Origin of the sequence: Amycolatopsis sp. NPDC049691, assembly GCF_040675005.1 — a bacterium.
Classification (GTDB): domain Bacteria; phylum Actinomycetota; class Actinomycetes; order Mycobacteriales; family Pseudonocardiaceae; genus Amycolatopsis.
On the sequence record NZ_JBFANX010000006.1, the window covers coordinates 447,828 to 472,316 of the forward strand.

27 protein-coding genes and 1 tRNA gene are annotated in these 24,489 nt (G+C 70.1%); 8 read left to right on the forward strand and 20 right to left on the reverse strand.

The genetic code is table 11. The features are described 5' to 3' along the window. Positions 1 to 76 precede the first annotated feature (76 nt). On the forward strand, positions 77 to 1,027 hold the full coding sequence (locus AB0J40_RS17215) for an AsnC family transcriptional regulator (RefSeq protein WP_364453563.1): 951 nt from the start codon (positions 77 to 79) through the stop codon (positions 1,025 to 1,027). Positions 1,028 to 1,054: 27 nt separating this feature from the next. Here the strand turns inward: AB0J40_RS17215 and AB0J40_RS17220 are convergent, their stop codons facing one another. Then, a complete protein-coding gene (locus tag AB0J40_RS17220) occupies positions 1,055 to 1,303 on the reverse strand; it encodes a hypothetical protein (RefSeq protein WP_364453566.1) in 249 nt (82 codons plus the stop codon). 320 nt (positions 1,304 to 1,623) lie between these two features. Between AB0J40_RS17220 and AB0J40_RS17225 the strand changes: the two genes are divergently transcribed. Together AB0J40_RS17225 and AB0J40_RS17230 are read left to right on the forward strand one after the other, a co-directional pair. After that, complete coding sequence (locus AB0J40_RS17225; protein WP_364453568.1) at positions 1,624 to 1,800, forward strand: zf-HC2 domain-containing protein; 177 nt, start codon at positions 1,624 to 1,626, stop codon at positions 1,798 to 1,800. Positions 1,801 to 2,075: 275 nt separating this feature from the next. Continuing rightward, positions 2,076 to 3,092 (forward strand): glycoside hydrolase family 19 protein, encoded by a 1,017-nt coding sequence (locus AB0J40_RS17230; RefSeq protein ID WP_364453704.1) that lies wholly within the window; start codon positions 2,076 to 2,078, stop codon positions 3,090 to 3,092. Here AB0J40_RS17230 and AB0J40_RS17235 read toward each other — a convergent pair. The 5 genes from AB0J40_RS17235 to AB0J40_RS17255 all read right to left on the reverse strand — a co-directional run bounded on the left by AB0J40_RS17235 (position 3,083) and on the right by AB0J40_RS17255 (position 7,825). Beyond that, positions 3,083 to 3,841: an alpha/beta fold hydrolase gene (locus AB0J40_RS17235; RefSeq protein WP_364453571.1), complete on the reverse strand. Its 759-nt coding sequence runs from the start codon at positions 3,839 to 3,841 to the stop codon at positions 3,083 to 3,085. The genes AB0J40_RS17230 and AB0J40_RS17235 overlap by 10 nt on opposite strands. Positions 3,842 to 3,950: 109 nt before the next feature. Continuing rightward, complete coding sequence (locus AB0J40_RS17240) at positions 3,951 to 4,760, reverse strand: carbohydrate-binding protein (RefSeq protein ID WP_364453573.1); 810 nt, start codon at positions 4,758 to 4,760, stop codon at positions 3,951 to 3,953. A gap of 78 nt (positions 4,761 to 4,838) precedes the next feature. After that, positions 4,839 to 5,720, reverse strand: coding sequence for an AraC family transcriptional regulator (locus AB0J40_RS17245; RefSeq protein ID WP_364453576.1), 882 nt, complete (start codon positions 5,718 to 5,720; stop codon positions 4,839 to 4,841). Positions 5,721 to 5,851: 131 nt separating this feature from the next. Next, positions 5,852 to 7,012 carry a thioester domain-containing protein gene (locus AB0J40_RS17250; protein WP_364453579.1) on the reverse strand — a complete coding sequence of 387 codons (1,161 nt, stop codon included), beginning with the start codon at positions 7,010 to 7,012 and terminating at the stop codon, positions 5,852 to 5,854. Positions 7,013 to 7,213: 201 nt separating this feature from the next. Then, positions 7,214 to 7,825 (reverse strand): TetR/AcrR family transcriptional regulator, encoded by a 612-nt coding sequence (locus AB0J40_RS17255; protein WP_364453581.1) that lies wholly within the window; start codon positions 7,823 to 7,825, stop codon positions 7,214 to 7,216. A 63-nt stretch (positions 7,826 to 7,888) separates the two neighbouring features. On the opposite strand from AB0J40_RS17255, the gene AB0J40_RS17260 reads away from it, so the two are divergent. Continuing rightward, positions 7,889 to 9,091, forward strand: a complete 1,203-nt coding sequence (locus AB0J40_RS17260; protein ID WP_364453584.1) for a cytochrome P450 — start codon at positions 7,889 to 7,891, stop codon at positions 9,089 to 9,091. 12 nt (positions 9,092 to 9,103) lie between these two features. Here AB0J40_RS17260 and AB0J40_RS17265 read toward each other — a convergent pair whose 3' ends face one another. The 4 genes from AB0J40_RS17265 to AB0J40_RS17280 all read right to left on the reverse strand — a co-directional run bounded on the left by AB0J40_RS17265 (position 9,104) and on the right by AB0J40_RS17280 (position 11,661). Beyond that, positions 9,104 to 9,703 (reverse strand): hypothetical protein, encoded by a 600-nt coding sequence (locus AB0J40_RS17265; protein ID WP_364453587.1) that lies wholly within the window; start codon positions 9,701 to 9,703, stop codon positions 9,104 to 9,106. Positions 9,704 to 9,830: 127 nt separating this feature from the next. Next, positions 9,831 to 10,286 carry a redoxin domain-containing protein gene (locus tag AB0J40_RS17270; RefSeq protein ID WP_364453590.1) on the reverse strand — a complete coding sequence of 152 codons (456 nt, stop codon included), beginning with the start codon at positions 10,284 to 10,286 and terminating at the stop codon, positions 9,831 to 9,833. Positions 10,287 to 10,322: 36 nt separating this feature from the next. After that, complete coding sequence (locus AB0J40_RS17275; RefSeq protein ID WP_364453592.1) at positions 10,323 to 10,841, reverse strand: RNA polymerase sigma factor; 519 nt, start codon at positions 10,839 to 10,841, stop codon at positions 10,323 to 10,325. A gap of 64 nt (positions 10,842 to 10,905) precedes the next feature. Next, on the reverse strand, positions 10,906 to 11,661 hold the full coding sequence (locus AB0J40_RS17280) for a PIG-L deacetylase family protein (protein WP_364453594.1): 756 nt from the start codon (positions 11,659 to 11,661) through the stop codon (positions 10,906 to 10,908). Between the two features lie 67 nt (positions 11,662 to 11,728). Here AB0J40_RS17280 and AB0J40_RS17285 point away from each other — a divergent pair, with 67 nt between their 5' ends. Genes AB0J40_RS17285 through AB0J40_RS17295 form a run of 3 tightly spaced genes read left to right on the forward strand, consistent with a single transcriptional unit; the run spans position 11,729 to position 13,413 of the window. Beyond that, positions 11,729 to 12,586: an SDR family NAD(P)-dependent oxidoreductase gene (locus AB0J40_RS17285; RefSeq protein ID WP_364453596.1), complete on the forward strand. Its 858-nt coding sequence runs from the start codon at positions 11,729 to 11,731 to the stop codon at positions 12,584 to 12,586. Between the two features lie 10 nt (positions 12,587 to 12,596). Then, positions 12,597 to 13,076 carry a MerR family transcriptional regulator gene (locus tag AB0J40_RS17290; RefSeq protein WP_364453598.1) on the forward strand — a complete coding sequence of 160 codons (480 nt, stop codon included), beginning with the start codon at positions 12,597 to 12,599 and terminating at the stop codon, positions 13,074 to 13,076. Between the two features lie 25 nt (positions 13,077 to 13,101). Further along, on the forward strand, positions 13,102 to 13,413 hold the full coding sequence (locus AB0J40_RS17295) for an EthD family reductase (RefSeq protein WP_364453601.1): 312 nt from the start codon (positions 13,102 to 13,104) through the stop codon (positions 13,411 to 13,413). 17 nt (positions 13,414 to 13,430) lie between these two features. Here AB0J40_RS17295 and AB0J40_RS17300 read toward each other — a convergent pair. The 6 genes from AB0J40_RS17300 to AB0J40_RS17325 form a co-directional block, all read right to left on the reverse strand. Beyond that, a tRNA-Leu gene (locus tag AB0J40_RS17300) sits at positions 13,431 to 13,507 on the reverse strand. A 55-nt stretch (positions 13,508 to 13,562) separates the two neighbouring features. After that, positions 13,563 to 13,928: a hypothetical protein gene (locus AB0J40_RS17305; protein ID WP_364453602.1), complete on the reverse strand. Its 366-nt coding sequence runs from the start codon at positions 13,926 to 13,928 to the stop codon at positions 13,563 to 13,565. Next, positions 13,928 to 14,938, reverse strand: a complete 1,011-nt coding sequence (locus AB0J40_RS17310) for a hypothetical protein (protein ID WP_364453605.1) — start codon at positions 14,936 to 14,938, stop codon at positions 13,928 to 13,930. The genes AB0J40_RS17305 and AB0J40_RS17310 overlap by 1 nt, the downstream gene beginning before the upstream one ends. Beyond that, entirely contained in the window at positions 14,935 to 17,280 is a 2,346-nt protein-coding gene (locus AB0J40_RS17315) for a hypothetical protein (protein ID WP_364453608.1), read from the reverse strand. The genes AB0J40_RS17310 and AB0J40_RS17315 overlap by 4 nt, the downstream gene beginning before the upstream one ends. Continuing rightward, positions 17,277 to 18,518: a hypothetical protein gene (locus AB0J40_RS17320; protein ID WP_364453611.1), complete on the reverse strand. Its 1,242-nt coding sequence runs from the start codon at positions 18,516 to 18,518 to the stop codon at positions 17,277 to 17,279. The genes AB0J40_RS17315 and AB0J40_RS17320 overlap by 4 nt, the downstream gene beginning before the upstream one ends. Before the next feature lie 39 nt (positions 18,519 to 18,557). After that, positions 18,558 to 19,298: a Crp/Fnr family transcriptional regulator gene (locus tag AB0J40_RS17325; RefSeq protein ID WP_364453614.1), complete on the reverse strand. Its 741-nt coding sequence runs from the start codon at positions 19,296 to 19,298 to the stop codon at positions 18,558 to 18,560. Positions 19,299 to 19,477: 179 nt separating this feature from the next. On the opposite strand from AB0J40_RS17325, the gene AB0J40_RS17330 reads away from it, so the two are divergent. Further along, on the forward strand, positions 19,478 to 20,008 hold the full coding sequence (locus AB0J40_RS17330; protein ID WP_364453617.1) for a hypothetical protein: 531 nt from the start codon (positions 19,478 to 19,480) through the stop codon (positions 20,006 to 20,008). Between the two features lie 6 nt (positions 20,009 to 20,014). Here AB0J40_RS17330 and AB0J40_RS17335 read toward each other — a convergent pair whose 3' ends face one another. The 4 genes from AB0J40_RS17335 to AB0J40_RS17350 form a co-directional block, all read right to left on the reverse strand. Continuing rightward, positions 20,015 to 20,704, reverse strand: a complete 690-nt coding sequence (locus tag AB0J40_RS17335) for a Crp/Fnr family transcriptional regulator (RefSeq protein WP_364453619.1) — start codon at positions 20,702 to 20,704, stop codon at positions 20,015 to 20,017. A gap of 104 nt (positions 20,705 to 20,808) precedes the next feature. Then, positions 20,809 to 22,137, reverse strand: a complete 1,329-nt coding sequence (locus AB0J40_RS17340; RefSeq protein WP_364453622.1) for a ricin-type beta-trefoil lectin domain protein — start codon at positions 22,135 to 22,137, stop codon at positions 20,809 to 20,811. Between the two features lie 199 nt (positions 22,138 to 22,336). Beyond that, positions 22,337 to 23,671, reverse strand: a complete 1,335-nt coding sequence (locus tag AB0J40_RS17345) for an NAD(P)/FAD-dependent oxidoreductase (RefSeq protein ID WP_364453625.1) — start codon at positions 23,669 to 23,671, stop codon at positions 22,337 to 22,339. 84 nt (positions 23,672 to 23,755) lie between these two features. Next, on the reverse strand, positions 23,756 to 24,460 hold the full coding sequence (locus tag AB0J40_RS17350) for a uracil-DNA glycosylase (protein WP_364453627.1): 705 nt from the start codon (positions 24,458 to 24,460) through the stop codon (positions 23,756 to 23,758). Positions 24,461 to 24,489 lie beyond the last annotated feature (29 nt).

The window sequence follows — 24,489 nt, forward strand, 5'->3', positions numbered from 1 at the left end:
CTCTACCTGGCCGCAGGTTCCACTTTCCGGGGCAAGGTTGCTGATTTCTTCCACGCACTGCGCTTTGATGATGGATATGACCACGGCTCTGGACGACGTCGACCGCGCGCTGATCCACGCGTTGCACCTCGACGGCCGGGCGCCGTTCACGAAGATCGGCGAAGTACTCGGCGTCTCGACGCAGACGGTGGCGCGCCGCTATCGCCGGCTACGCGCCGAAGCGTCGCTTCGCGTCGTCGGATTGCCCGACCCGCAACGCGCCGGACAGGCCGAGTGGATGGTCCGGCTGACCGCGACGCCGAACACGGCGCGCGACGTCGCGCTCGCGCTGGCGCGGCGGGCCGACACCGCGTGGGTCAAGCTCGTCTCGGGCGGCACGGAGATCTGCGTGAACGTGCACACGCCGGCCGCGAGCGACCATTCGCTGCTGCTGCGGGACGTCCCGCGCTCGGCGAGCATCACGGCGGTGTCGGCGCACCAGCTGCTGCACCGCTACTTCGGCGGCCCGACCGCGTGGCTCGGGCGCGCGAACGCCCTCGACGCCGCGCAGGCCGCCGCGTTGACCCCGGCCGTCTCGGGCGAGGGCAAGCCGCTGACCGAGGACGACGACCTGCTGATGGCGGCGCTGCAGCGCGACGGCCGGGCGAGCCTGGCCGAGCTGGCGACGGCCACCGGCTGGTCCGCGGCGACCGTCGCGCGCCGGCTGGCCGACCTCCAAGCGGGCGGCACGGTGTTCTTCGACCTGGAGGTCGACGCCGCCGCGCTGGGCGCGACCACCCACGCGCTGCTCTGGATGTCGGTCGCGCCCGCGCACCTCGACGCCGTCGCCCGGGAGCTGGCCACGCACCCGGAACTGGCGCTCGTCGCGGCGACGACCGGGCCGGCGAACCTGGTCGCGCACGCGCTCTGCCCGGACGCGGCCGGGCTGCACCACTACCTGACCCGCAGGCTGGGTGCGCTCGACGCCATCCACACGCTGGAGACGGCGCCGGTCCTGCGCACCCTCAAGGCCGCCGCGTCCCGCTGACCCGTCGCTTTCCCGGGAAAGCCCTGGTCAGCGGGCTCGCGGGATGCGCACCTGCGTGGCCGGCGCCAGGTCCAGGATCCGCTGCAAGCGGGCCCGCCCCAGCCGGTGGAGCATCTCCCCCAGCTCCTCCGACGCGATGCTGCCTTCCAGATCGAGCCGCGTCAGCTTGACGACGCGGTCGATCTCCCCGGCGGGAAGCCGCCCCGCGAACTCCCCGGCCAGCCACACCCCGACCTCGTCCACGACGTCGTCCGCCCGGTGGCTCCGTACGGTCATCGCTCTCGCTCTCCTCGTTTCGGATCGCCTTCGCCCAGGTCGGAGCCGGAAAATTCCGGTCCGACGCAGAACCGACGAGCCCGCCGCGGGCCCATGACGCGGAATCGCGGAAATTGGTGGCACAAAAGCTTTCCGTGTCCGGACCGGTGAGTACCGTGACCGCCCGCTGTCACTCACATGGGCTGTTCGGCGCCGCAAGTTGTCGGCCGATCGGGTGGAAAACGGGAGAAGGCCGCCGGTGCCGCGTACGGGCCAGGACTCTGGAGACGTCCGGTAGTGCGGGCGTTCCCGTGCGGGACGCGGAAACGGAGACGCGATCCATGGCCCGGTACGACCGGACCGACCTCGGGGCGTACAGCCTGGGGTTGCTCGAGGCCGCCGACGCGGCGCGGGTGGAGCGGCACCTCGCCGCGTGCCCGGACTGCCGCCAGGAGGTCCGGGAGTTCGAAGCCGTCCGCTCGATGCTCGACCACCTCGGCCGCGCGGAGTCCACATAGGACTGGATGCGCCCGGTCCGATCGTCACGGGCGGCCGCGCGGTTCAACTCCGGAGTCGTTCGCGCACACCCCTTGCCCGGCGGGCCAGAATCCTTGACTGGACTAGACCAATCTGTTCTAGTGACCGGTGACACCCTCGTCTCGGCCGGATGAGCACACCCCCTCCGACACCGGGCGCCCCCGCGTCCGGACTCCGTCGTGGCCGAAGGAGTGAGCCAGTCTTGAGAAGACGTCTTGCCGCGATCCTCTCCGCATTCGCCGCCGTCGCCGGGCTCGTGCTCGGCGTACCCGCCGCCACCGGCCAGGCCCCGCCGGCCGCGGCCGCCGCCTGCACCGCGCCCAACTGGGTCGCCGGCCAGTGGTACGACGTGGGCGCCGTCGTGCGCTACACGAACGGCGGCTACTACCGCGCCAAGAACGCCAACCCGGGCTACGACCCGGTCATCAGCACCTGGTACTGGGAGCCCTACAGCTGCGACGGCGGTGGCGGGACCACCTGCAGCTACCCGAACTGGGTGGCAGGCCAGTGGTACGACGTCGGCGCGATCGTGCGCTACACCAACGGCGGCTACTACCGCGCCAAGAACGCCAACCCGGGCTACGACCCGGTCATCAGCACCTGGTACTGGGAGCCCTACAGCTGCGGTGGCGGCACGGACCCGGGCAACCCCGGCGCGTTCGTCGTCAGCGAAGCGCAGTTCAACCAGATCTTCCCCGGCCGCAACAGCTTCTACACCTACAGCGGCCTGACCGCGGCCCTGTCGGCGTACCCCGGCTTCGCGAACACCGGCAGCGACACGGTCAAGAAGCAGGAAGCCGCCGCGTTCCTCGCCAACGTCAACCACGAAACCGGCGGGCTCGTCTACATCGTCGAGCAGAACACGGCGAACTACCCGCACTACTGCGACTGGAACCAGCCCTACGGCTGCCCCGCCGGCCAGTCGGCCTACTACGGCCGCGGCCCGATCCAGCTGAGCTGGAACTTCAACTACAAGGCCGCCGGCGACGCGCTCGGCATCGACCTGCTCGGCAACCCCTACCAGGTCGAGCAGAACGCGGCCGTCGCGTGGAAGACCGGCCTCTGGTACTGGAACACCCAGAGCGGCCCCGGCACCATGACCCCGCACAACGCCATGGTGAACGGCGCCGGCTTCGGCGAGACCATCCGCAGCATCAACGGCTCGATCGAGTGCAACGGCGGCAACCCCGCCCAGGTCCAGAGCCGCGTCGACAAGTACCGCCAGATCACGTCGATCCTCGGCGTCGACCCCGGCGCGAACCTCTACTGCTGACCCGACGCGAGCGGCTCACCCGTCCACCGGGTGAGCCGCTCGCCGAGCAGGCCGCTCACCACCGTGAGCTGGTCGTTCAGGTAGAAGTGCCCGCCGTCGAACGTGGTCAGCTCGAACGCGCCGGACGTGAACGCCGCCCACTGCCGCGCTTCTCCGTCCGTGACCTTCGGGTCGCGGTCGCCGACGAGCGCGACGATCGGGCAGGCCACGTCGGGCCCGGGCCGGTAGTGGTAGGCCGACGTGGCCCGGTAGTCGTTGCGCAGCACCGGCAGCATCGCGCGGACGAGCTGGGTGTGCTCGAGCACGCGGCCGTCGGTGCCGCCCAGCCGCAGGAGGTCGGCGAGCAGGTCGTCGTCACTGCGCTCCGGGAGCGGAGCCGGTTCCGCCGACGGCGGCCGGCGCCCGGACAGGAACAGGCCCGACAGCCGGGGCCCGGACCGCCGCGCGACCTCGAAGGCCAGGCTGGCGCCCATGCTGTGCCCGAAGAACGCCACCGGCGCGGCGACCTCGGCGGCGAGCACCCCGGCCAGCCGGTCGGCGAGCACGAACAGGTCGTCCACCAGCGGTTCGGCGTGGCGGTCCTGCCGGCCCGGGTACTGCACGGCCAGCACGTCGACCGCGGGGGCCAGCGCGGCCGACAACGCGTGGAAGTAGCTCGCCGCCCCGCCGGCGTGCGGGAAGCACACGAGCCTCGGCGCGCCGGGCGCCGCCGGGTGGAAGCGCCGCAGCCACGATCGCGAATCCGTCATGCCGCGAATGTCGCAGGCCGGCCGGGGCCGGCGCGACGCCAATCGTGCGGAAACCGGGCGGGGCCCGGGTGCAGTCCAGGCCCCGCCCGTTCCCTCCCTCCTCAGCGGGTCACTCCGCCCGCCACAGCGCGGGGACGGCCGGGGGTTCCCAGCCCGGCTGGGCGGTGTGCCCCTGCAAGCACACGTAGCCCTGGCCGCCGTAGGTGACCCGGGCACCGGCCGCGTAGCTGGTGCCCACCGCCCAGGTGGTGCCCCCGGGCGGGGTGGAGGTCGGCGGCGTCGACGTCGGCGTCTGCGGGACGTTCAGCACGAAGTCGAAGGCGCCTTCCTTCGCGGAGCCGTTGTCCCGCACGGTCATCAGCAGCCGCGCGTCGAAGATCGTGTCGGTGTTGTTGCGCGGCTCGTTGGGGAAGTAGAGCTGGGTGGTCAGGATCGGCCGGCCGGGCGCCTGGACCTTGACGTGGATGTGCCGGGTGCGGCCGGGGTAGAGGCCGGGCACGATCGTCGAGAGCCGGAACGCGCCCTGTGCGTCGGTGTACTGGTGGCCGCGGAAGGTGTAGCCGGTGTTGTCGTACGCGCCGTTGACGTCGGCCTGCCAGAAGTCCAGCAGCGCGCGGCTCACGGGCAGGCAGGCGCGACCGAAGACGTAGCCCGACACGGTGAGGCGCGTGCCCGGGGTGCCGGGCGTGACCAGGTCGGTCCGTTCCGGCGAGTTCGGCTTGAAGTAGGGCCCTTCGGTCTGCTCGATCGTCGGCTCGTCGCCGTCGTGGCACGCCGGCGTCAGTTCCGGGACCCGGCCGCCGGCGACGGTCGTGCGGGCGAGCGCCGGGCCGCCGATCAGCGCGACCGGCGCGGCGACGCCCGCCGCCAGCGCCGCGCGCAGCACCGTCTTGCGGCTGAGCTTGCTGTCTTCGTCCATGCCTGCTCCTCGTGGGGGCGTCGGGGATCCCCTCGAACGTAGGCAGCGCACCGGGCCGGCGACGATGGACTGGACCGGTCAGTCGTGGTGATTTCCCGCGCCGCGGCGGAAGTCGCCGGGACTCAGCCCGGTTTCGCGGCGGAAGAACCGGCAGAAGTACGCCGGATCGGCGAACCCGACGCGGCTCGCGACCTGCCGCACGGTGAGGTCCGTGCGGAGCAGGAACCGCTGCGCCTCCCGGGTCCGCGCCTCGCGCAGCAGCTGCGCGGCGGTCCGGCCGGTCGCCGCCTTCACGGCCTCGGTGAGGTGGCCCGGGGTGACGCCGAGGCGTTCGGCGTGCGCCGACACCGACCACAGCCCGAGGTCGGGCCGGCCGGTGAGCCGGGTGAACTCCGCGGCCACCGCCCCGGCGGGCGGGGCCGGAGGCGTCCCCAGGAACCGCGCGGCGCGCGCGAGGAGGACGTGCACCAGCGCCCGCAGCACCGATTCCTCGCCGTGGCGGTGTTCCTCGACGAGGTCGGCGATCAGCCGCGTGACGACGGCGTCGGCGGCCGCGTCCAGCCGCGGCCACGGCTGCTCGCTCAGCCGCCGCAGCAGTTCGCGGTCGGCCGGGTGGTCGAGGAGGAAGTCGTCGGTGAACAGGACGACGTGCCCGGTCAGGCCGCGCACGCCGGCCCACTGGTGCACCTGCCCGGGCGCGATGACGCCGAAGTGCGGCGGCCGCAGCGGGCGGCGCGCCAGGTCGACGACGTGCGCGCCGGTGCCCCCGGTGACGTGGACCAGCTCGTGGAAGGTGTGCCGGTGCGGGAACTCCGCGCGCGACAGCGGCCCGACCTCGTCGAACGTGCCCACGGCGAACGGCGGCGCGTGCGGGGCGGGCACCTCCAGCCGGTGCATCGGCAGCTCCCCCGCCCGCGGCGGCGGGCAGGGCGTCCCCGGCGGAACGGTCGTCCCACGCATGCCGAAAAGTCTAGACCAATTACCCGGCGATTCGCCCGGTTTGCCCCGATGATCGCAATCCGATGGTCGGTTTCCGGACACGAAGAACGGGGCCGGTCCACTGTGGACCGACCCCGTCTCGTCGAGCGTGCTTACGCGCGGCTGCGCCGGCGGTTCACCAGCAGCATCAGCGCGCCGCCACCGAGCAGCAGGCCGCCCACGGTGAACGGAACCGCAGCGTCGACACCGGTGTTGGCCAGGTCGCCGCCACCGCCGTTCGAGCCGGCCGGGGTGCTCGGCGCGGTGGTCGGGGCGCCCGCCTCGGTCCAGCTGGCGGCCGCGTTCGCGGTCACCTCGGTCTTCTCCGAGTCGGCGACGATCAGCGACTGCGCCGGCTTCTTCGCGTAGTTCTCGGCGACGAACAGGCGGCCGGTGTCCAGCTCGCCGGTGGCCTTGAGCGTGAAGCCGCCCTTGCCCGGCTTGGTGCCCGCCGGGACGTCGACGTACAGCTTGCTGCCGTCCTTGACGTCGGAGTTCTTCAGCTCCTTGCCGTCGGCGTCGGTGATCTTGACGCCCTCGGGCAGCTGGCTGGTCAGCGAGGTGATGTCCCCGCTGGTGGCGACGCTGAACGGGCCGATCTTGCTGCCGGCCGCACCCTCGGTCTTGTCCGCGGCGATGTTCAGGGTCGGCTTCGGCTGCTCGCCGATGCCCTTGTTCTGGTCACCGGTGAAGTAGGCGTAGAGCGCGGCGACGTCGGCGTTGGCGCCGGCGTCCTTCTCCTCGGCCAGCGGCTTGGTGGCGTCGAGGTTCACGCCGTCGCTGAAGTGCCACACGGCGGCCTGCGTCGCGGCGATGGCCTCGCGCTCGGAGATGCCGTCGTGCGTCTCGACGCCCGCCTTCTTCAGCGCCTTGCCCAGCGCGTCGAGGCCGGTGCCCGGGTAGCCGTTGTGCAGCACCCAGTTGATCTTGGTGTTGTTCTTCTCGAACGACGAGTTCTCGGCCGGGTACTTGCTCCACGGACGCTCGACCATGTCGACGTCGGTGCGCAGGCCGACGGTGATCTGCACGCAGTAGAGCTTCAGCGTGCTGCCGTTGGACAGCTTCATTTCGAACAGCTCGGCGATGTAGTCGCCGCCCCGGCCGAGGTTGAGCCGGTAGCCGACGGTCGCCTTGGCGTTGCCGTGCTCGTCGGCGACGACGCGGCCGCGGGCGGCACCGTCGTCCGCGAGGGCGGCGGGCGAGCTGATCATGACGGCGGCGGCCGCGGCGAGAGCCGCGATCCCGCCACGGACGAGAGTGGACCTGACCTGCATAAATCTCCTATCCGAGCCCGAACCACGACGTAAGCAGCCATCCACCCCCGCAGGCGGCTACTGATTCGGGTGAGTGATCACCCGGTCAAGCGAGTCCGGAGCCTACACGGACCTCACAAGTGCTACTCAGGGTGTCCCCGTTATCTCGAATGGGTCAGAAAACCGAAGAAAACGATGCTCGGGAAAGCCGCGGGCCACGATTCACGTGACGGCGGGCCGCAATCCCGAAGCCATCCTCGCGATGACCGTCGCATACTCCGATTTGAGCCGGGCTTTGTCCGAATCGGCTGCCTCGGCCAGCGCCATCCCGGCCGTGCCCACCATGCCGAACACCAGCCGGGTCGTGGTCTCCAGCGGCTGCTCGTCGATGTCGCCGCCCTCGACGAGCGCCTTGATCAGCTGCTCGACGAGGCCGTACGCGTACTGCTCCTCGGCCGCCTGCCAGCGCACCCAGCCGAGCGCGAGCGGCGCCTCCCGCCAGACGAGCTTGCCGTAGACGGGGTCGCAGCAGCGGTCGAGGAACGCGTCGAGGGCCGAGAACGCCGCCGACCACGGGTCCGCCGCGCGCGCCGCCGCGTTCGCGGACACTTCCAGCGCGCCCGTCTCGAGCTGTTCGAAGACCGCCTCGAACAACGCCTTCTTGCTGGCGAAGTGGTGGTAGATCGCGCCGCGCGTGGCCTGGATGTCGGCGGCGATGTCCTCCAGGGCCGTGCCGGCGAAGCCGTCCTCGGCGAACCGGCGGGTGGCCGCGGCCAGCAGCGCGGCCCGCGTGGCCTCGGAGTACTGCTCCCGCCGGCTCTTGAGGGTCGACATGCGCAAAGCATAGGACATACACTGCGTATGTCACCGACACGGTGTAGGTACGGGGGTCACGCCATGACGAACACCGACGAGCTGCTGTTCAACCCGTTCGCGCCCGGGTTCTTCGAGAACCCGTACGAGCAGTACAAGCTGCTGCGCGACGAGGATCCGGTGCAGGACCACCCGCTGGGCTTCTGGTTCGTCTCGCGCTACGAAGACGTCTCGGCGCTGCTGCGGGCGGGGTTGTCGGTGGACGTCGCCAACCTGGCGGAATCCCCGTTCGAGTTCTCCGCCGCCGACGAGGACGCGGGCGCGCTCAACCGGTCGATGCTCGACCGCGACCCGCCCGACCACACGCGGCTGCGGTCCCTGGTGACGAAGGTGTTCACCCGCCGCGCGATCGCCGCCCTGGAGCCGAAGATCGCCGGACTGGTGGACACGGCGCTGGACCGCATGGCGGACAAGGGAACCTGCGACCTGGTCGAGGAGCTGGCGTTCCCGCTCCCGTTCGCGGTGATCTCCGAGATGCTGGGCATGCCCCCGACCGACCACTCCCGTATCCGCGAGCTGAGCGGCACGCTGGTCCGGTCCCTGGAGATCGTCGCCGACGAGGAAACGGCCCGCGCGATCGCGGCGGCGGACGCGGAGCTGACGGCCATCACCCGCGAGGTGATCGCCTGGAAGCGCGCGAACCCGGCGGACGACCTGCTGACGGCGCTGATCGCGGCGGAACACGACGGCCAGGTCCTCGACGGCGACGAGCTGGTGGCCCAGGTGGTGCTGCTGTACGTGGCGGGCCACGAAACCACGGTCAACCTGATCGCCAACGGCGTCAACGCATTGCTGCGCAACCCCGCACAGCTGGCTTTGCTGGCGGCCCAACCCGAGCTGGCGGCCAACGCCGTCGAGGAGTTCCTGCGGTACGACTCACCGGTCCAGCAGACCCGCCGGATCACGACATCGCCGCACACGGTGGCGGGCCGCGAAATCCCGGCGGGGACGTTCGTGCTGGCATGCTTGGGATCGGCGAACCGCGACGAGAGGTTCTTCGGCCCGGACGCCGCGGAACTGCGCTTGGACCGCCCGGAGGCGCGACACCAGGTTTCGTTCGGAGCGGGCCCGCACCATTGCCTGGGCGCGGCATTGGCGCGGCTGGAGGGGCAGGTCGCGGTGAGCCGTCTGGTGCGGCGGTTCCCAAAGCTGGACTTCGCGGGCGACCTGGAGTGGAACGGCCGCATCAACCTCCGGGGGCCGGCGAAGTTCCCCGTCCACGTCTGACCGGCATGGCGTTCAGGTCACCAGCTCGGTCCGGTTCCGGACCACGGGGTGCCGGAACCACCTTGCCGAGTAGGTGAACACGCCGATCCAGAGCGCGGAGGCCAGGCAGGTGAACACCCTCAGCCCGCCGCCGGCGCGGGCATCCGCGAGCGAGTAGACGACAGCCAGGACGGTGCCGGTGAAGGCCGTGCCGAGCAGGAGCACCGACGTCAGAAGGTAGCTGCTTCCGGTCCGGAACGCGATCCGCCACCTGTTCTTTCCCCGGAGCCAGCTTTCCCAGTGCAACGCGTTCGCCGGGTCGAGCCCGCGCGGATCGGCCGTACGCCGGCCGCCGGCGACCTCCGCGTTGACTAGTCGTTCGAGTTCGAGGAGGAATTCCGACGTCCGCCCGATCCGCATGATCTCAGCGAGCCGAACGCTCCACAGGATCACGATGAACAGCGGAGCCGCACTCAGGATGCCGATCCGCAAACCGGCGTTCGACCAGGTGGACAGCAGCGCGGCGAAGACCGCGGCGGTCGCCGCCACCGCCGCGGTCATCATCGAGTTCTGGGTGGTACGGCTCTGGAGCTGCTCCATCCGTGCCGCGTTGTACTCGTGCATGAGCACCATGAGCCGGTCCTGACGGTTCCGCGGCGACGTTCCCGCACCGCCACCGGCCACCCGACGACGTCTCTTCACTTTGTCTTCCGGCCTTCCGACGAACTCCGCATGCCCGGGCAGCCGGAAGCCTAAGGGCTCAGGCCGGGGCGCCGAGTGCCGCGACGGCCGCGGCGATGCCCGTCCTGTCGTAGCTGTTCGTGGGCAAAGTGGCGCCATGGGCGTGGCGGACGACGCCGTGGGCGTCGATCAGGACGCTGCCGGACTGCTGCATCGCCCCGAACACCTTGCGGCTCAGCCCGATCAGCTCGTGCGGGCTGTCGCGGCGGCCGGTGAGCACGGGGAACGGGATCCGGCGCCTGGCCTTCCACGCCGCCGCGTGCTCGCGGTCCTCGGGCACGGCGATCAGCACGCGGACGCCGGCCCATTCGGCACTGCTCGCGACGAGGTCCTGGACGTGCCGGTTGCAGATCGGGCACGACGTCGACCGCATGAAGTAGAGCAGCACCGCGCCCTGGTGGCCGGGCAGGCGGACGTCCTGCCCGGCGGTGTCTTCGAGCACCATCGAGGGCGCGGGCGAGCCGGGTTCGAGCATGGCGGGATTTCCCTTCGAGCCGAAGTGAGAGGGCGATCAGGCGCGGCCGCGCAGCGTGGTGCGGCCCCGGTGCAGGTGGGACTTCATCGCCGGGGTGCTCAGCCCGAGCGCGTCGGCAACCGCCCGTCCCGGATAACCCAGTACGTCGCGCATGATCAGCACGCGGCGCGTGACGTCGGGCAAGGCCCGGATCAGCTCCGCGACCCGCTCGGCTTCCAGCCGCCCGAGGACTTCGTCTTCGGCCGACGCGACGAGGTCGAGCGCGGCCGCGCCGCCGGGGTCCTGGTCGAACGCCCGCCGCAGGCGGCGCAGGCACTCGTTCCGGACGATCCGGAACATCCACGACGCCAGCGCCGCCGAGGCCCGCAAGGTCCCGATCTTGCGGTAGAGAACGATCAACGCCTCTTGCGCCGCGTCCTCGGCATCCTGCGGTGACGCGCAGAGGTGCTCGGCGAAGCGGCGCACGTGCGGGTGCGCGTCCCGCACCACCGCGGTGAGCGACTCCAGGTCCCCGTCCTGCGCGGCTTTGATCAGCTGCTCGTTCGCCCAGCCCACGCTGCTTCTCCCTTCCCGGCGTTCTCCTGTCACCTCATAAGAGACGCCCGCAGCGCGAAAGGATTCACCCGGCTTCCGGGTCGGTGGGCAGTTCCGGCGGGGCCTGCAGGTCGTAGGCGCGGAACAGGACGGCGTGCTCGACGCCCATGGCCTTGCCGCTCATGGCGGAGAACTTCGGGATGAAGTCCGCGGGGGCGGGGTGGTCCGGGAGCGCGGCCAGGTAGGCGGCGTGCGCCTCGAGCGAGGCGACGCCCCGCCGCAGCGGCTCGCCGGTGACGTCGACGCCGTGGGTTGCATCCGTGACGCCCGTCGTGAGGTACCAGCGCACGGTGTGCGGTTCGAGCCCCTCGTCGTCGATCTGCTCGGGGAAGACCCACCGGTTGCCCGCGTCCCGGATCGCGTCGAGCGTCGCCAGCCCGGCCGCGCGGTGGTCGGCCTGGTCGAAGCCGTAGGGCGTCTCGACGGCGTACCCGGTGCCGTAGACGACGTCGGGCTTGAAGCGGCGGATCTCCCGGCAGATGTCCCGGCGCAGATCGAGGCCGTAGACGAGCACGCCGTCCGGGTGCTCGAGAACGGTCAGGTGTTCCACGCCGACGACGTCGCAGGCGGCCCGCTGCTCGGCGACCCGCAGGCGAGCCGTCTCCTCGGGCGGGTTCGGCATGCCGGCCTCGCCGCGGGTGAGCAGCAGATAGCCGACGTCGACGCCGCGAGACGTCCACTTCGCGACGGCCGCGGAGGTGCCGTACTCCATGTCGTCGGGGTGGGCGACCACGCAGAGGACGCGCCGGAAGGACTCGTCGGGCAGGGCAGGCAAGGTCATGCCGGCCATCTTCCCGCATCAGGTCGGGCTTGCGTTCGAGCGCGCTCGAAGCCATAGCGTCGCCGCCATGACACAGACCTGGATCATCACCGGCGCGACCCGCGGCTTCGGACGCGCACTGGCGGAATCGGCACTCTCGGCGGGCGACAACGTGGTGGCCGCGGTACGCCGGCCCGAAGGCGTGTTCGACCTGGAGGCCGAGTACCCGGACCGCTGCCTGGTCGTGAAGTTCGACGCCCGCGACACCACCGCGGCCGCGGACCTGGTGAAGGACACCAACGACCACTTCGGACAGCTCGACGTCCTGGTCAACAACGCCGGCCGCGCGGTGGTCGGCGCCGTCGAGGAAGTGAGCGACGCGCAGCTGCGTGAGCTGATGGACCTGCACCTGTTCGGCCCGGCCGCCCTCGTCCGCGCCGCGCTGCCCGGGATGCGCGAACGCGGGTCCGGGACGATCGTGCAGATGAGCAGCCAGGGAGGACGGCAGTCGTTCCCCGGCGTGGCCGCGTATTCGGCGTCGAAGTTCGCCCTCGAAGGCTGGTCGGAGTCCCTCGCCGGGGAGGTCGGGCGGTTCGGGATCCGCGTGATGCTCGTGGAGCCGAGCCGGTTCCGGACCGGGTTCAACGGCGCCGACGTGCTGGAGTTCGCGGAGCCGTCGGAGACCTACCGCGACGTCCTCTCGGCCGTCCGCGCCGACATGGCCGGCGCCGACGGCGCCCAGGAAGGCGACCCGGCGCGCGCCGCGGACATCATCGTCTCCCTCGTCCACGGCGACGACGTGCCGCTGCGGCTGCCGCTGGGCAGCGAGGCCGTCGAGCGGCTCACCCGGGCCTACCGGCGCGACCTCGAAGGCGTCGAGCGGTGGGCCGAAACCGCCCGCAGCGCCGACTTCACCGACGTCCCGCCGTCGGCCCGGCCGATCTAGGCTGGACGGCATGGCCACGGACGAACTGATGGCCCGGGCACTGGCGATGCTCGGCGACGACGACGAGCTGTCGGTCGAGGCCATCCACCGGCTCACCGACGCCACCTCGGCGGACGGGCCGATGACGATCGCCGAGATCGCCGACATGCTCGACCTCTCCCCGCACACGCTGCGCTACTACGAACGAGCGGGGCTGGTCGAAGTAGGCCGGGACAGCAACGGATACCGCGTGTACGACGCCGAAGCGGTCCGGCGCCTGATCTTCCTGACCCGGATGCGGCTGTCGGGAATGCCGATGCGCGACCTGCAGCACTACATCGCCCTCGTGGACGCGGGCGACGACACGGTGCCCGAGCGCCTCGACATGCTCATCGAGCACCGCGACACGATCCGTCGCCGAATCCGCGAGCTGACCTTGTCCCTCGCGGCGACGGAGTACAAGATCGCGACCTATGGAGGCACGACCGGGCCGGACGTCGGATCGGCCTGAGCCGTCGCCGCTGAACGGAGGTTTCATGCACAAACTGGTGGTCCTGTACCCCGAGCCCGCCAATCCCGAGCACTTCCGCGAGTACTACGTGACCAAGCACCTGCCGCTGGTCGCGCGCATGCCGGGCCTGCTGGCGTGGCGCTACAGCTTCGACGTGGCGGCAACGCGGGGAGAGACGCCATACTTCGCGATTTTCGAAGCCGAGTTCGCGGACGCTGAGGCGATGAAGGCGGCGAGGGAGTCTCCGGAGGGCCGGGAGGTGTCCGCGGACGTCGCGAACTACGCCACCGGCGGCGCGGTCGTCATCCACTATCCGGTACAGGACGGCGTCGCCTGAGCCGGAATCCAGGGTGGTGGTGCCCCCGACGGGACTCGAACCCGCACTGCGTCGATTTTAAGTCGACTGCCTCTGCCGATTGGGCTACGGGGGCACCGCACACTCTAGGTGATGCACACATCCAGCGGAGGACTGGTTCGGCGCGGGGCTCAGACCGATAGCGCGAGTTTCCACGCCGCCGCCACCAGTCCCACCACCAATGGGTGGACCGCAACCGCGGCCCTCGCCAGGGATCGGAGCGTCAAGACGACACCCCGGTCGCCCAGCCATGCCAGCCGGGTCACGCCGTGTCCGTAGAGGTAGGCCAGGTGAGGTGGTGTCCCGCCGGCGCGCCGGTGGGCCCGGCTGACCCAGTACTCCGGCAGTACCAGGAGCGCCGCCAGCAACGTCACCACATCGCGGGCCGGCTCGACCAACGTTCTCAGCGCCACCGGTACGACGAACCGGACGACCAGGCAGGCCATCGCGACGACCACCGCCAGGCCCGGCAACGCTTGCGGGAGCAGCGGCCACATCACGCACCGCTCGCGTGGCTCGCCGAGCCGTTCCGGGAGGGCTCGGTCGTCCGGTCCTCGAAGCTGAGCTGCCGCGCGGCGTCCGTGCCGGTCAAAACCCGGTTGATCGACGTCTGCATCCACTGCATCACGATCCGGACCTGGTCGTCGATCTGCCAGCGGTCGAGCGCGTCGGACTCGATGAGCCGCGTGATGAAGTCGAAGACCTCCCGGCGGTGCGTGTCCCGCTCCTGGACGAGCGCGCGCACCACCGGCTCCACGTCCTTCGGGTTCTGCGCCAGCTGCAGCGCGAACTGATCGAGATCGCCGTCCTTGATGAGCACCTTGAAGGCCGCTACTTCGGACTTCAGCCGCACGTTGCGCTCCTTCTGCTCGTCCATCCGGAGCCGGATCAGCACGTTCGTCCACAGCCCGAAGTCCTCCGACAGCCAGTCGGTCGGAAATTGCGTGTTGACCGCCTGCTCCGCGGCCTCGACGTCCGACGCCTCCAGGGCACGGCTCGCCTGCCGCAGCCCGGCGAGCAAGGGCGGTACGAGCACGGGCCGGACGTCCCTGAGCCCTTCAGCCACGACCAGTTCGGGATCCTTGACCCGCCACTGGATATCCGCCTCCGCGCGGAAGACGAAGGCGTCTCCCTTGCTCGGCAACGCGATCTCCAACGAGAGCCGCCGCAGGGAAAGGTCGACCTCGAAGACCGAACGGAACCCGCCCCAGAAGAGCTCGCCAGCGGTCGGTTGCTTGTGCCGGTCGAACACCGTCATCCGGCCGTCCGCCTGGACGAACACCCGAGCCACCCAGGGCCGGACCGGCGTCCTGTTCCGCATGAACCCGAGTCGGCCCACGCGCTCGTTGTCCAGGATGGGCGCATAGGCGGAACCGTCGAGGGTGCGCACCGTCGGTGCACCACCTTGCGCACTCGAGTTCGGCAAAGCCGGCTCGGTCTTGTCCGGAGTTTCCGCTTGTTCCTCGTCCTTCGGGTCGGTTTCCTCGGTCGCTTTTTCGTCGGTCATACGACCACCTTCATTTCGGTCCGGCCTTTGATCGCAGTGGTAAGCCGAGCCGCCACGCCGGGTTGCAGCGGGTCGGCCCAGTCATTCGTCAGCCGGCCGATCAGGTGGAGCAGGCGTTCCGCGTCACCTCGCCGTCCCACGAGCTCGGCCAGGAACCCGGCAAGGGTGTCCAGCAGCACCTCGTCCTGTTCCGCGCAGCGGATCCACCGGGCGAGGAAATGCCGGGCCAGCACGTCGCCCTCGCGTGCCCGCAACGATTCGCGGAGCAGCTCGGCGATCGGCTTCGTGAGGCTCGGGTCCTGCGAATGCAAGGTAAGCAGCAACGGCCATTGCTCGGCTCCGGGCCGAAGCACGGGCCGGTCGTCCTGGGTGGCCATCTCGAGGTGATCGAGTTCGAACCCGTAAAGGTCGGTCAGATGCTGGAGGCTTCGCAACGCCAGCCGCCGGAGACTGCTTCGATCGCTGCCGATCCACCGCCGGAGGCACGCGAGGACCTCAGTGACCTTGCCGAACGCCAGTAGCTTCGCGACGCTGTAGCCGGAGATCCAGATGACGTCCCAGTCGTCGCCTTCTTCCAGCGGCTCCCGGATTTCCGACGGGGTTCCCAGCACCCTCAGCTCTTCGAGTGTTTCGTCGATGCGACGGCGTCCCAGCGAAAACCCGTACGTCGCCGCGGCCGTCCAGCGAAGCGGGCGGTAGGCGGATCGACGCCAGTCCTGCAGTCTCTCGATGATGGCCGGCCGGAGGTCGTCGTCCTGAGCGGCCTGGTCCAGCGCGATCGCCGGCGACAGGCGGCGGCTGCCCAGCAGCCAACCCCGTTCGCCTTCAACGGCTCGTGGCCTGATCATCTTCGTGTAGACGTAGACGAAGTCCTTCCGGCAGAGGTAGCCGGTGGCCTGCGCGGCGCGAACCCACATCATCGGGCGGTCGTCCTCACCCAGCTTCGTCAGCCATTCGTTGAGGGAGTCCCGCATCCGGTGGTGGTTCGACCACACGTGGTCGAGGATGGCCGTCGGGTACCGTGGGTCGTGGAAGCGCAGCAGCGGCATGGGCACCTTCTCGCGACCGAACGTGGCGTAACCGTCGAAGATCCCCGCTCGCAAGGCCGGCAGCCGGCTGCCCTGGTCATCGGCGAACAGGGACACCCGGCGCTTGTCGTCTTTGCCCGTGGCGTTGACCAGCTTGGAGCCCAGGATCTCAGCCGCTTCCGCCACCAGGTTGTACGGCGAATCGTTCAGCACCGCCAATGCGACGCGGAAGGCGCACAGCCGAAGAGCTTCGTCGAGTTCGGCGCCGGGTGCCATCCCCTGCAAGGCGGCGAACCAGTTCCCCACTTGGCGGTGCACCGCCTGGGCGGCCTCACCCTCGACGTCCTCCCGGGTGAGTTCGCCCCGGGCGTGCTGCACGAGCAGTGTCGCCATCCGCATGGACTCGAGGGGCCGCGGGCAGGGTCCCAGGGCGTCCGCGACCCACCGCTCTGCGCGAAGGGCCTTCAGACGATCTTCGAGGTCGGGCGGATCATCGGGCCGGACCTCGTGCTCGATGTGCTTGGCGAGCAAAGCGGCGGGGTCCGGCGGCCGGTGGTCGAACGCGTAACCTCCGAAAACGTCGAGGAACCGGGCGTCCCCCTCCGCGACCAGCACACAGAACGACGACGCTTTCTCGAGCCGGTCGCGAAGCTCGTCGAGGCTGTCTTCGGTGAGGGCGCCACTCACCTGGCGGGGCAGTCTGGTCACATACCCGGCGTTCTTTTCGGGGAACTCGGCGCCGGTGAGCGACTTGACGGTCTTGCCACACCGGAACCGGAACACCCGGCTTTCGGCCACCCGGTCCAGGAGATGCAACGCCGTGGTGGCGCGTCCGGTGCCCGGTTGCCCCCGAAGGAGAATGACCCTGCGTTGCTTGAGCACCTCGCGCATGTCGTCGTGGTCGTCGGCGGGCAGGTAACGGGCCCGGACCCAGGACAGCACGTCTTTGCGCACAGATCCGGAGCGACGGGAGATCTCCTGCCCGGCGTAGATCTGGATCCGGTCACCGACCTGCAGGTCGGTGACCATCGGCTGGTGCAAGTAGGCGCTGGGCCCGTGTTGCGAGTACTTCGTCGAGAAGAAGCGGTCTCCTTGGCGCAGCGCTTGGTTTACGCCTCGTGTCTCGTCGTCGAGCCGGTCTTTTTCGCTGTCGGAACCGGTCTTCTGCGTCGCACCGCGTCTCTGCGCGCTTCCCGTTTGCGCAGCCCCCTTCGGCGAGCCGCCGCCCTCGGACGGCCCCGTGGACTTCGCTACCGGGGCAGGGCTGGGTGCCGGCGACTGAGGCGGCGGCGTGCCCGCGGAACCTTCGCTCATCGTCCTGGCTCCCCGTAGTTGTGCCACGACCCGACGACGATGGGGGCGTTGAAAGTCCCCCCTTCGAAGTTCGACGCCGGTCCGTGTACGACCCCGAACCGAGGGGCAGTCGGCGCATCGCGCCGTGGCGGAGCCGGATCCGGCGGCACGGAGTACCCCGGAACGCGCAGCCAGGATTCCGGTTCGGTGCCCAGCGGCCGGTAGCTGTCCGGCATGACCATGCGCGCGGTGGAACCCGCGATGATCCGCCAGTGGACGTCGTCGGACACCACCACGACGAGGGGACTCCCGTCGATACCGGACAGGTAGCCCCCAGCCACGTTCCCGCTCGCCAGCTCTCGTGCAGCCACCGGGCTGGGGCCGAAAGCCACCCCGACCACGATCCGCAGATCCGCGTCGTGCGCCTGGAGCGCCTGCTTCAGGTGGTGCAGCCACACCCCCAGCACCCGGTCGCCGTCGCTTTCGGCCAGGGACAGGGTGAATGGCGGTACTCCTTCGTCGAAGTCACCGGGCAACGTGACCGCCGCCGCGACGCAAGCGCGAGCCAGGACCTGTCCGACGAAGTCCGAGCTGTTGCGCACGGGCGTCAGGGGGTGGAGGCTGACGACCAGCGTCCCGGGACCGCCGGTGAGGCCGGATACCGTCGCGGCCGGCACCCCCGGTACGCGGATCCACGCATCCGCCGAGAACTCCTTGGCCGGGAGGTCTACCCGGATCCGCGAGAATTCGGCTTCGGAGACCTCGGTGAGACGTTGCCGCACACAGCCTTCGAAGATCGGCTGTGAAACGATTTGGACGAGGTTGGCCTCGGGCAACTCGGCCAATACAGCTCGCGCCTGTTCCGCGTTCAGAAGGCGGTTGACGTGGACCGGTCCGTCCGACGCGTGGCCGTGAGCGGCCGGCACGGATCCACCGTGGTGCATCGAAATGCGCAACCGCAAGCGTGTTTCCAGCCGCCGGACGTAGTTGAACCGCCCGAGGCGAGCGTCGAGCTCCCGGACGAACGGGCCCACCAGCGCGGGCTCGGCAGCGCTGTCGGCGACGCGGGCGAAGAAGCCGTCACCACCGTCCTGCACTTCCCACGCCGCTTGATCGAGTCCGGCCACCGCGGCCGCGGCCGAAACCATCTCTGACAGCACTTGTTGCAGCTCAGCCTGCTGCCACCCGTCCCGGGCCCCATAGCGCCACATGTCGACGGCCAGCAGCAGCGCCCGCGAGAACTCGGTGTATTCCGGCAACGCGGCCTCCTCCGGAAGATCGATCTGCGTTTCGATTCCCTAACTCTGAGCCACATCCGCGTCGCCGACCCCGTATTGATACGGGTTTCGCCGGTTGGGCACCCCGAACCGGGCCAGCCTCTCGAGATCGTCGACTACGATCCGTCGATATTCCCGGCGGACCAGGCCCGACCGGTGCAACAGCTGCAGGGCCTTTTCGAACGTCGCCAGCGCCACTCCGGCCAGCGACGCGACTTCCGTCTGGGTGAGCGCCACGTCGAGGTCCCAGCCCTCCGGCGTACGGACGCCGTGTCTGCCGGCGATATCGGCGAGCACACGGCCGACCCGCATCGGGGCCGGGCAGGCGACGAACTCGGCCCGTCGGCTGTTCGCCCAGTGCAGCCGCGAACTGAGCGAAGCCGCCATCGCGGCCCACGCGTCCGGGTTGCGGTCCAGGAAATTCTTCAGCTGCGCGCTCTTGACCAGTCTGACGTGGGCCGCGGTGCAGGTCGTCACGTTGGCTGACCGGCGCCTGCCCTCCAGCACCGACATCTCGCCGAGCAGATCACCCCGTCCGCGCAGGCCCAGCAGGACCGGACGGCCGAACTCCGTGTCGACGAACACCTTCATGGTCCCCTCGAGAACCACCAGCACGTGATGGCTTTCCTCGCCTTGCCGGATGACCTGCTGGCGCGCGCCGTAGGTCACGGCTGTGCCCAGTTCGAGAAAACCGTCACGGGTCCTGGTAGACATACGGCCGAGCAAGCTACCCATCGGCCACGACTTCTGGTTCAGCTCCACTCCCCTCCTCGAGCGTGTGCGCCGCGCTCCACCGTTGCCACACGACGACCACGCGCACCACGTCAGAAGACGGCTTTCCCGTTCGGGAAGAAGTGGTTTCCGGCCTCTCAAAGCCGTCGCGCGATGGGATACCCACGGCTCAGGGCGGCGACGATCGAAGATGACCGGGAAGGAGAACCATGGGCGTGACGCGGAAGAGAACACCAGCCGGCCTGACCGGAGGGCACGGCGGGATCGCGGACGAGGTGGCCACCGCTTTGACAACGGTGACCTTCTTCCAGGGCGCGGTCCAGCACGCCGACGAGAAAGCCCGCACCGTGGTGGCCGTGCAGACCATGATCACCGCACTCGTAGCCGCTCAAGCCGGCTTCCTGGGAAGCGCCCGATCCGGCTCGGTGCCGCGGCTAGTCCTGGTCGGTGCCTTGATCTGCTTCGCACTGGCCTACGCCTACGCGTCGCTGCACGTATTCCTGGCGATCCGGCCGCGAACGGCCGCCCCCTCCAGCGAGAATCAGTTCGCCTTCCCGAGCGTAGCCGCCGGAACGGCCGTCACCAGACGAGCGGCGCAACGCGAACAAGCGCACGAGTTGATCCGGCTGCTGGCAGCCTTGGCGATGCGCAAGCACCACCACGTGCGGTCTGCGCTGGCCGGTACGTGCGCGCTCTTCGCGAGCGCTCTGGTCCTGGTGATCGCGGCGGTTCTTCCGTGAGCCCACTCAGCCGTCGGCGATGACCGCGAGCCGGACCCGGTCGCAGACGCAGACCCGGCGGTAGCCGGTCTCGACGATCCCCTCGCGGCGCAACTGGGCCAGTGAGCGGTGCACCGTCGGTTCGGCAGCTCCAACCAGCGCGGCGAGCTCCGGCTGGGTGAGAGCCACACCGATCCGCAGGTGCGGCCCGGCCGAAACTCCGTACGACGTCGCGAGCTCGAGCAGCACCCTGGCGAGCCGGATCCGCACCTCGCGGCTGCCGAAGTCGATCCGCCGTCGGGTGGCCCACCTCAGTTTCGCGCCGACGCTGCCGCTGACCGCGAGTGACACGTCCGAGAAAGCGAGGAGGAATCGGCGGAACTCGGCTTGCGTGATGAGACGGGTCCGCAACCGGCCGGCAGTGGTCACGGTGGCGACGCGAGGCTGGCCGTCCATCGCCGCCAGCTCGCCGACGAGGTCGCCGCCGACGCGGATCGCCAGCAGAGCGAGATGGCCGTCGGGTGTGGCGCCGGTGATCTTCACGCAGCCGTCGACCAGCAAGTAGACGTGCGTGCTGGTGTCTTCCTCTCGAAGGAGGATCTTCCCTGGCCCGAACTCCCGCGCAACGCCCAGCTCGAGCAGAGCGGTTCGCGCCGTACGGGACAACCCGGCCAGGAAGCTGCCCGGAGGAAACTTCGCATCGACCGGTTGGCTCACCGCCCCTCCCCTCGCCATTTGGATGGTAGTGCAGCGGCGTCGTCACTCGAAAGACACACTAGGCCGGGCCGCAGGAGCGACCCGGCCCAGTGTCTACTGTGGACTTAGTTGAGCGTCCAGGACTGGTTCGCCGCTCCCGTGCACGTCCAGATCTGCAGCGGTGTTCCGTCCGCCGAGCTCGGGCCCGTTGCGTCCAGGCACTTGCCCGATGCCGGGTTCACCAGCTGGTTGCCCGAGTGCGTCCACTGCTGGGCACCCGTCCCATTGCAGTCGTACAGCTGCACTCGAGTTCCGTTCGCGGTGCCCGCCGCGTTCACGTCCAGGCACTTGCCCAACGCTCGCAGCGTTCCCGAAGTCGATGTCCACTGCTGGGCGTTCGTCCCGTTGCACGTGTACAGGTCCACCGTCGTGCCGTTCGCCGTGGATGCTCCTGCCACGTCCACGCACTTGCCGCCGTAGCCCGTGATCGTGCCGCTCGATGCAGGCGGCGTTGTCGTGCCGCCCGTGATCGCGTTGAAGATCCGCGAGTACGCGTAGCCCGTTGCCCGGTCGTAGTCCTGGAGCTCCCAGAACGACAGCTCCGCCACCCCGTTCTGGGCCGCGAACGTCTCCAGCTGCTGGGCGTCCGACTGGCTGAACTGGGCGCCGTCGTCGTTGCGGCCCGCTATCGGCGTCAAGCCCATCATCGCGTACGCCGCCGAGGTCGAAATCCCGTACAGGCTCGACAGCTGCGACGCCGATGCCCGGGCCGCCGACAGCGCGTCGCTCAGGACCGGCTGGCCGTCGTAGAAGTCCATCACCATCAAGTTGACCACGCTGACCTTGACGCCCTTGCTCTTCGCGTCGCGCAGGAGGTCCAGCTCGTTCGACGGGATTCCCGTCGGGTCGACCGCCAGCGTGTAGTCGACCTGGACCGCCGGGTTCTGCTGCTGCAGCGCCGCCAGGGCCGAGTTGCGGCGCTGGTTGGACGCCGTGTCGGTCAGGACGCCGCCCTCGATGTCGAAGTCGAGGCGGGGCGTGCCGTACGTGTTCACCACGTTCGCGTACGCCGCGGTCAGGCCGGCCGTGTTCGTGCACGTCTGGGCCAGCTCGCCGCCTTCGGCGCCGCCGAACGACGGGATCACGTTGCCGCCCGCCGCCTGCAACGCGCTGATCTGGGACTTGAACGAGCCGACGCCGGTGCCGTTCGCCTCCCACACCGGCGTGCAGCCGGACTGCGGGGTCAGGAACGCGAGCGTGTAGAACTTCGTGCCGGTCGCGTTCATGTCGGCGGCCAGTTGACCGGCGTCGGCGTCGCTGATCTGCAGGTACGGCGCCGCGTAGTGGGCGGGGAAGGCGCCGCCGGCCGCGGCGGCGGTCGACGGGGTCGTGGCGAGGACGGCGGCGCTCACGACAGCGGGCAAAGCCGCGGTGAGGACACGGGAAAAGGACATGGTGAGCTCCAGGGGGGACCGTGGGGAGAGGAGCCGGAGCGGACTTATTCCGCGTTGTGAAGAAAGGGTTTACCCGCTCACCGGCCCAGTTGTCCAGACCATGTCGCTCACCGGCACACAGCCGGTCATTTCCCTGCAATAGCCCCGAAAACGACGAAAGCCCCCGGCCGCGAGGGCCAGGGGCTTCCGGAAAGGAGGGTCAGGACTTCGAGACGCGCGCGAACTCGTCCTTGGGGTTGTTGATCTGCCCCAGCGAAATCACCTCGCGCCGGAACAGCCCGCCGAGGATCCAGTCGAACAGGATCCGGATGCGGCGGTTCCACGTCGGCATCGCCTTGAGGTGGTACGCGCGGTGGAAGAGCCACGCCGGGAAGCCCTTGATCTTCAGGTTCAGCGCGTCCGCGACGCCCTTGTGCAGGCCGAGGCTGGCCACCGCGCCGAGGTTCTTGTGGTAGTAGTCCTTCGGCTTGCCGCCGCGCAGGACCTTGATGATGTTCTTCGCCAGCAGCGTCGCCTGGCGGACCGCGTGCTGCGCGTTCGGCGGGCACGTCGCCGTCGGGTCCTCTTCGGTCCGCGAGAGGTCCGGGATCGCCGCGTTGTCGCCCGCGGTCCACACCTCCGGGTGCCCCACGACCTGCATCGCCGCGGTCGCCTCGAGGCGGCCGCGCTTGTCCAGCGGCAGGTCCGAGTTGGCCAGCACCGGGTTGGCCTTCACGCCGGCGGTCCAGATGATCGTGTCGGTGTCGAACTCCGTGCCGTCCGAGAGCACGACGTGGCCGTTCTCGAACGACTTCGCCGCCGTCGACAGGTACACCTCGATGCCGCGCTTCTCCAGCTGCTCGACCGTGTACACGCCGAGGGTCTCGCGGACCTCGGGCAGGATCCGGCCGGCGGCCTCGACGAGCACCCAGCGGATGTCGGAGACCTTGATGTTCGGGTAGTAGTTCTCCACCGCGAACCGGGTCATGTCCTCGAGCTCGGCCAGCGCCTCGATGCCGGCGAACCCGCCGCCCACGACCGTGAAGGTCAGCAGGCGCTTGCGCAGCTCGGGGTCGAGCGTGCTGGCCGCCTCGTCGAGCTTGGTCATGATGTGGTTGCGCAGGTAGATCGCCTCGCCGATGGTCTTGAAGGCGATGCCCTGCTCGACCAGGCCCGGGATCGGGAGGATGCGCGCGACGGCGCCGAGCGCGACGACCAGGACGTCGTAGCCCAGCTGCTCGATGTGGCCGTCGGCGGCCTCGACCGTGACGGACTTCTTCTCGTTCTCGATCTTGGTGACGCGCGCGGTCAGCACGTGGCAGCGCTTCAGCACCCGCCGCAGCGGCACGACCACGTGCCGGGGCTCGATCGCGCCGGCCGCGGCCTCCGGGAGGAACGGCGCGTAGGTCATGTGGGGCTGCGGGTCAACGACGGTCACGGAGGCCTCGTTGGCCCGGAGCATCTTCTGGAGGCCGTACGCCGTGTAGAGCCCGACGTACCCACCACCGAGGACGAGGATCCGAGTCGGTTCCGACTTCGACTTCGCAGCAGCCATGTCCTCATGGTGACACCTTCGCCGCGACCTCGCTCGGGGGCCCCATCCGGCTGTGACCAGCGTCGCTGCGGTTTCCGTAACGATTCAGTCCGGCGCTGTCACCGAGGTCGCGGCGCGGAACACGTCCGCCACCATGGCGTGGGTCACGCGGTGCGTCTGGACATTCCGCGGTGACACGTGGTAACAGCCGAAAAGCCGCAGGTCGCCCAGCTCGACGACGGCGCCGTGCGCGAACGCCGGCCGCGGCTGCGGCACCGGCCAGCCGGCCGCGGCGAGCACGGGCAGTAACGCCTGCCAGCCGAACGCGCCGAGGACCACGATCGAGCGCAGTGTCGGACGTAACAGCGCCAGCTCCTCGGCGAGCCACGGACGGCACGTGTCGCGCTCGGCCGGGGTCGGCTTGTTCTCCGGCGGGGCGCAGCGCACCGGCGAGACGAGCCGCGTGCCGTACAGCTCGAGGCCGTCGCCGATGGCCGTCGACGTCGGCTGCGACGCCAACCCGACCTCGTGGAGCACGCGGAAGAGGAAGTCGCCCGACGGGTCGCCGGTGAACATCCGGCCGGTGCGGTTGGCGCCGTGCGCCGAGGGGGCCAGGCCGACGACGGCGAGTGACGCGTCGGGCGGCCCGAAGCCCGGCACCGGGCGCGCCCAGTACTCCTCACCGCGGAACGCCGCCTTGGTGCCGGCGACACCCTCGCGCCAGGTCACCAGCCGGGGACAGGCGCGGCACTCGGACACGGCGGCGTCGAGCTGGGCGAGGGACCTCGGCGGCCGGTCGTCGGTGTGCACCAAGTCACCCTGCCACAGGCCCGTGCCGC

Excerpts from the sequence above, each read along its gene's own strand:
- AB0J40_RS17295 (WP_364453601.1), top strand. The coding sequence starts at position 13,102 with ATGCACAAACTGGTGGTCCTGTACCCCGAGCCCGCCAATCCCGAGCAC.
- AB0J40_RS17220 (WP_364453566.1), bottom strand. The coding sequence starts at position 1,303 with ATGACCGTACGGAGCCACCGGGCGGACGACGTCGTGGACGAGGTCGGG.
- AB0J40_RS17290 (WP_364453598.1), top strand. The coding sequence starts at position 12,597 with ATGGCCACGGACGAACTGATGGCCCGGGCACTGGCGATGCTCGGCGAC.
- AB0J40_RS17255 (WP_364453581.1), bottom strand. The coding sequence starts at position 7,825 with ATGTCGACCCTCAAGAGCCGGCGGGAGCAGTACTCCGAGGCCACGCGG.
- AB0J40_RS17340 (WP_364453622.1), bottom strand. The coding sequence starts at position 22,137 with ATGTCCTTTTCCCGTGTCCTCACCGCGGCTTTGCCCGCTGTCGTGAGC.
- AB0J40_RS17265 (WP_364453587.1), bottom strand. The coding sequence starts at position 9,703 with ATGGTGCTCATGCACGAGTACAACGCGGCACGGATGGAGCAGCTCCAG.
- AB0J40_RS17260 (WP_364453584.1), top strand. The coding sequence starts at position 7,889 with ATGACGAACACCGACGAGCTGCTGTTCAACCCGTTCGCGCCCGGGTTC.
- AB0J40_RS17330 (WP_364453617.1), top strand. The coding sequence starts at position 19,478 with ATGGGCGTGACGCGGAAGAGAACACCAGCCGGCCTGACCGGAGGGCAC.
- AB0J40_RS17345 (WP_364453625.1), bottom strand. The coding sequence starts at position 23,671 with ATGGCTGCTGCGAAGTCGAAGTCGGAACCGACTCGGATCCTCGTCCTC.
- AB0J40_RS17285 (WP_364453596.1), top strand. The coding sequence starts at position 11,729 with ATGACACAGACCTGGATCATCACCGGCGCGACCCGCGGCTTCGGACGC.
- AB0J40_RS17315 (WP_364453608.1), bottom strand. The coding sequence starts at position 17,280 with ATGAGCGAAGGTTCCGCGGGCACGCCGCCGCCTCAGTCGCCGGCACCC.
- AB0J40_RS17305 (WP_364453602.1), bottom strand. The coding sequence starts at position 13,928 with ATGTGGCCGCTGCTCCCGCAAGCGTTGCCGGGCCTGGCGGTGGTCGTC.
- AB0J40_RS17215 (WP_364453563.1), top strand. The coding sequence starts at position 77 with ATGACCACGGCTCTGGACGACGTCGACCGCGCGCTGATCCACGCGTTG.
- AB0J40_RS17250 (WP_364453579.1), bottom strand. The coding sequence starts at position 7,012 with ATGCAGGTCAGGTCCACTCTCGTCCGTGGCGGGATCGCGGCTCTCGCC.
- AB0J40_RS17280 (WP_364453594.1), bottom strand. The coding sequence starts at position 11,661 with ATGACCTTGCCTGCCCTGCCCGACGAGTCCTTCCGGCGCGTCCTCTGC.
- AB0J40_RS17245 (WP_364453576.1), bottom strand. The coding sequence starts at position 5,720 with ATGCGTGGGACGACCGTTCCGCCGGGGACGCCCTGCCCGCCGCCGCGG.
- AB0J40_RS17235 (WP_364453571.1), bottom strand. The coding sequence starts at position 3,841 with ATGACGGATTCGCGATCGTGGCTGCGGCGCTTCCACCCGGCGGCGCCC.
- AB0J40_RS17240 (WP_364453573.1), bottom strand. The coding sequence starts at position 4,760 with ATGGACGAAGACAGCAAGCTCAGCCGCAAGACGGTGCTGCGCGCGGCG.
- AB0J40_RS17270 (WP_364453590.1), bottom strand. The coding sequence starts at position 10,286 with ATGCTCGAACCCGGCTCGCCCGCGCCCTCGATGGTGCTCGAAGACACC.
- AB0J40_RS17310 (WP_364453605.1), bottom strand. The coding sequence starts at position 14,938 with ATGACCGACGAAAAAGCGACCGAGGAAACCGACCCGAAGGACGAGGAA.
- AB0J40_RS17225 (WP_364453568.1), top strand. The coding sequence starts at position 1,624 with ATGGCCCGGTACGACCGGACCGACCTCGGGGCGTACAGCCTGGGGTTG.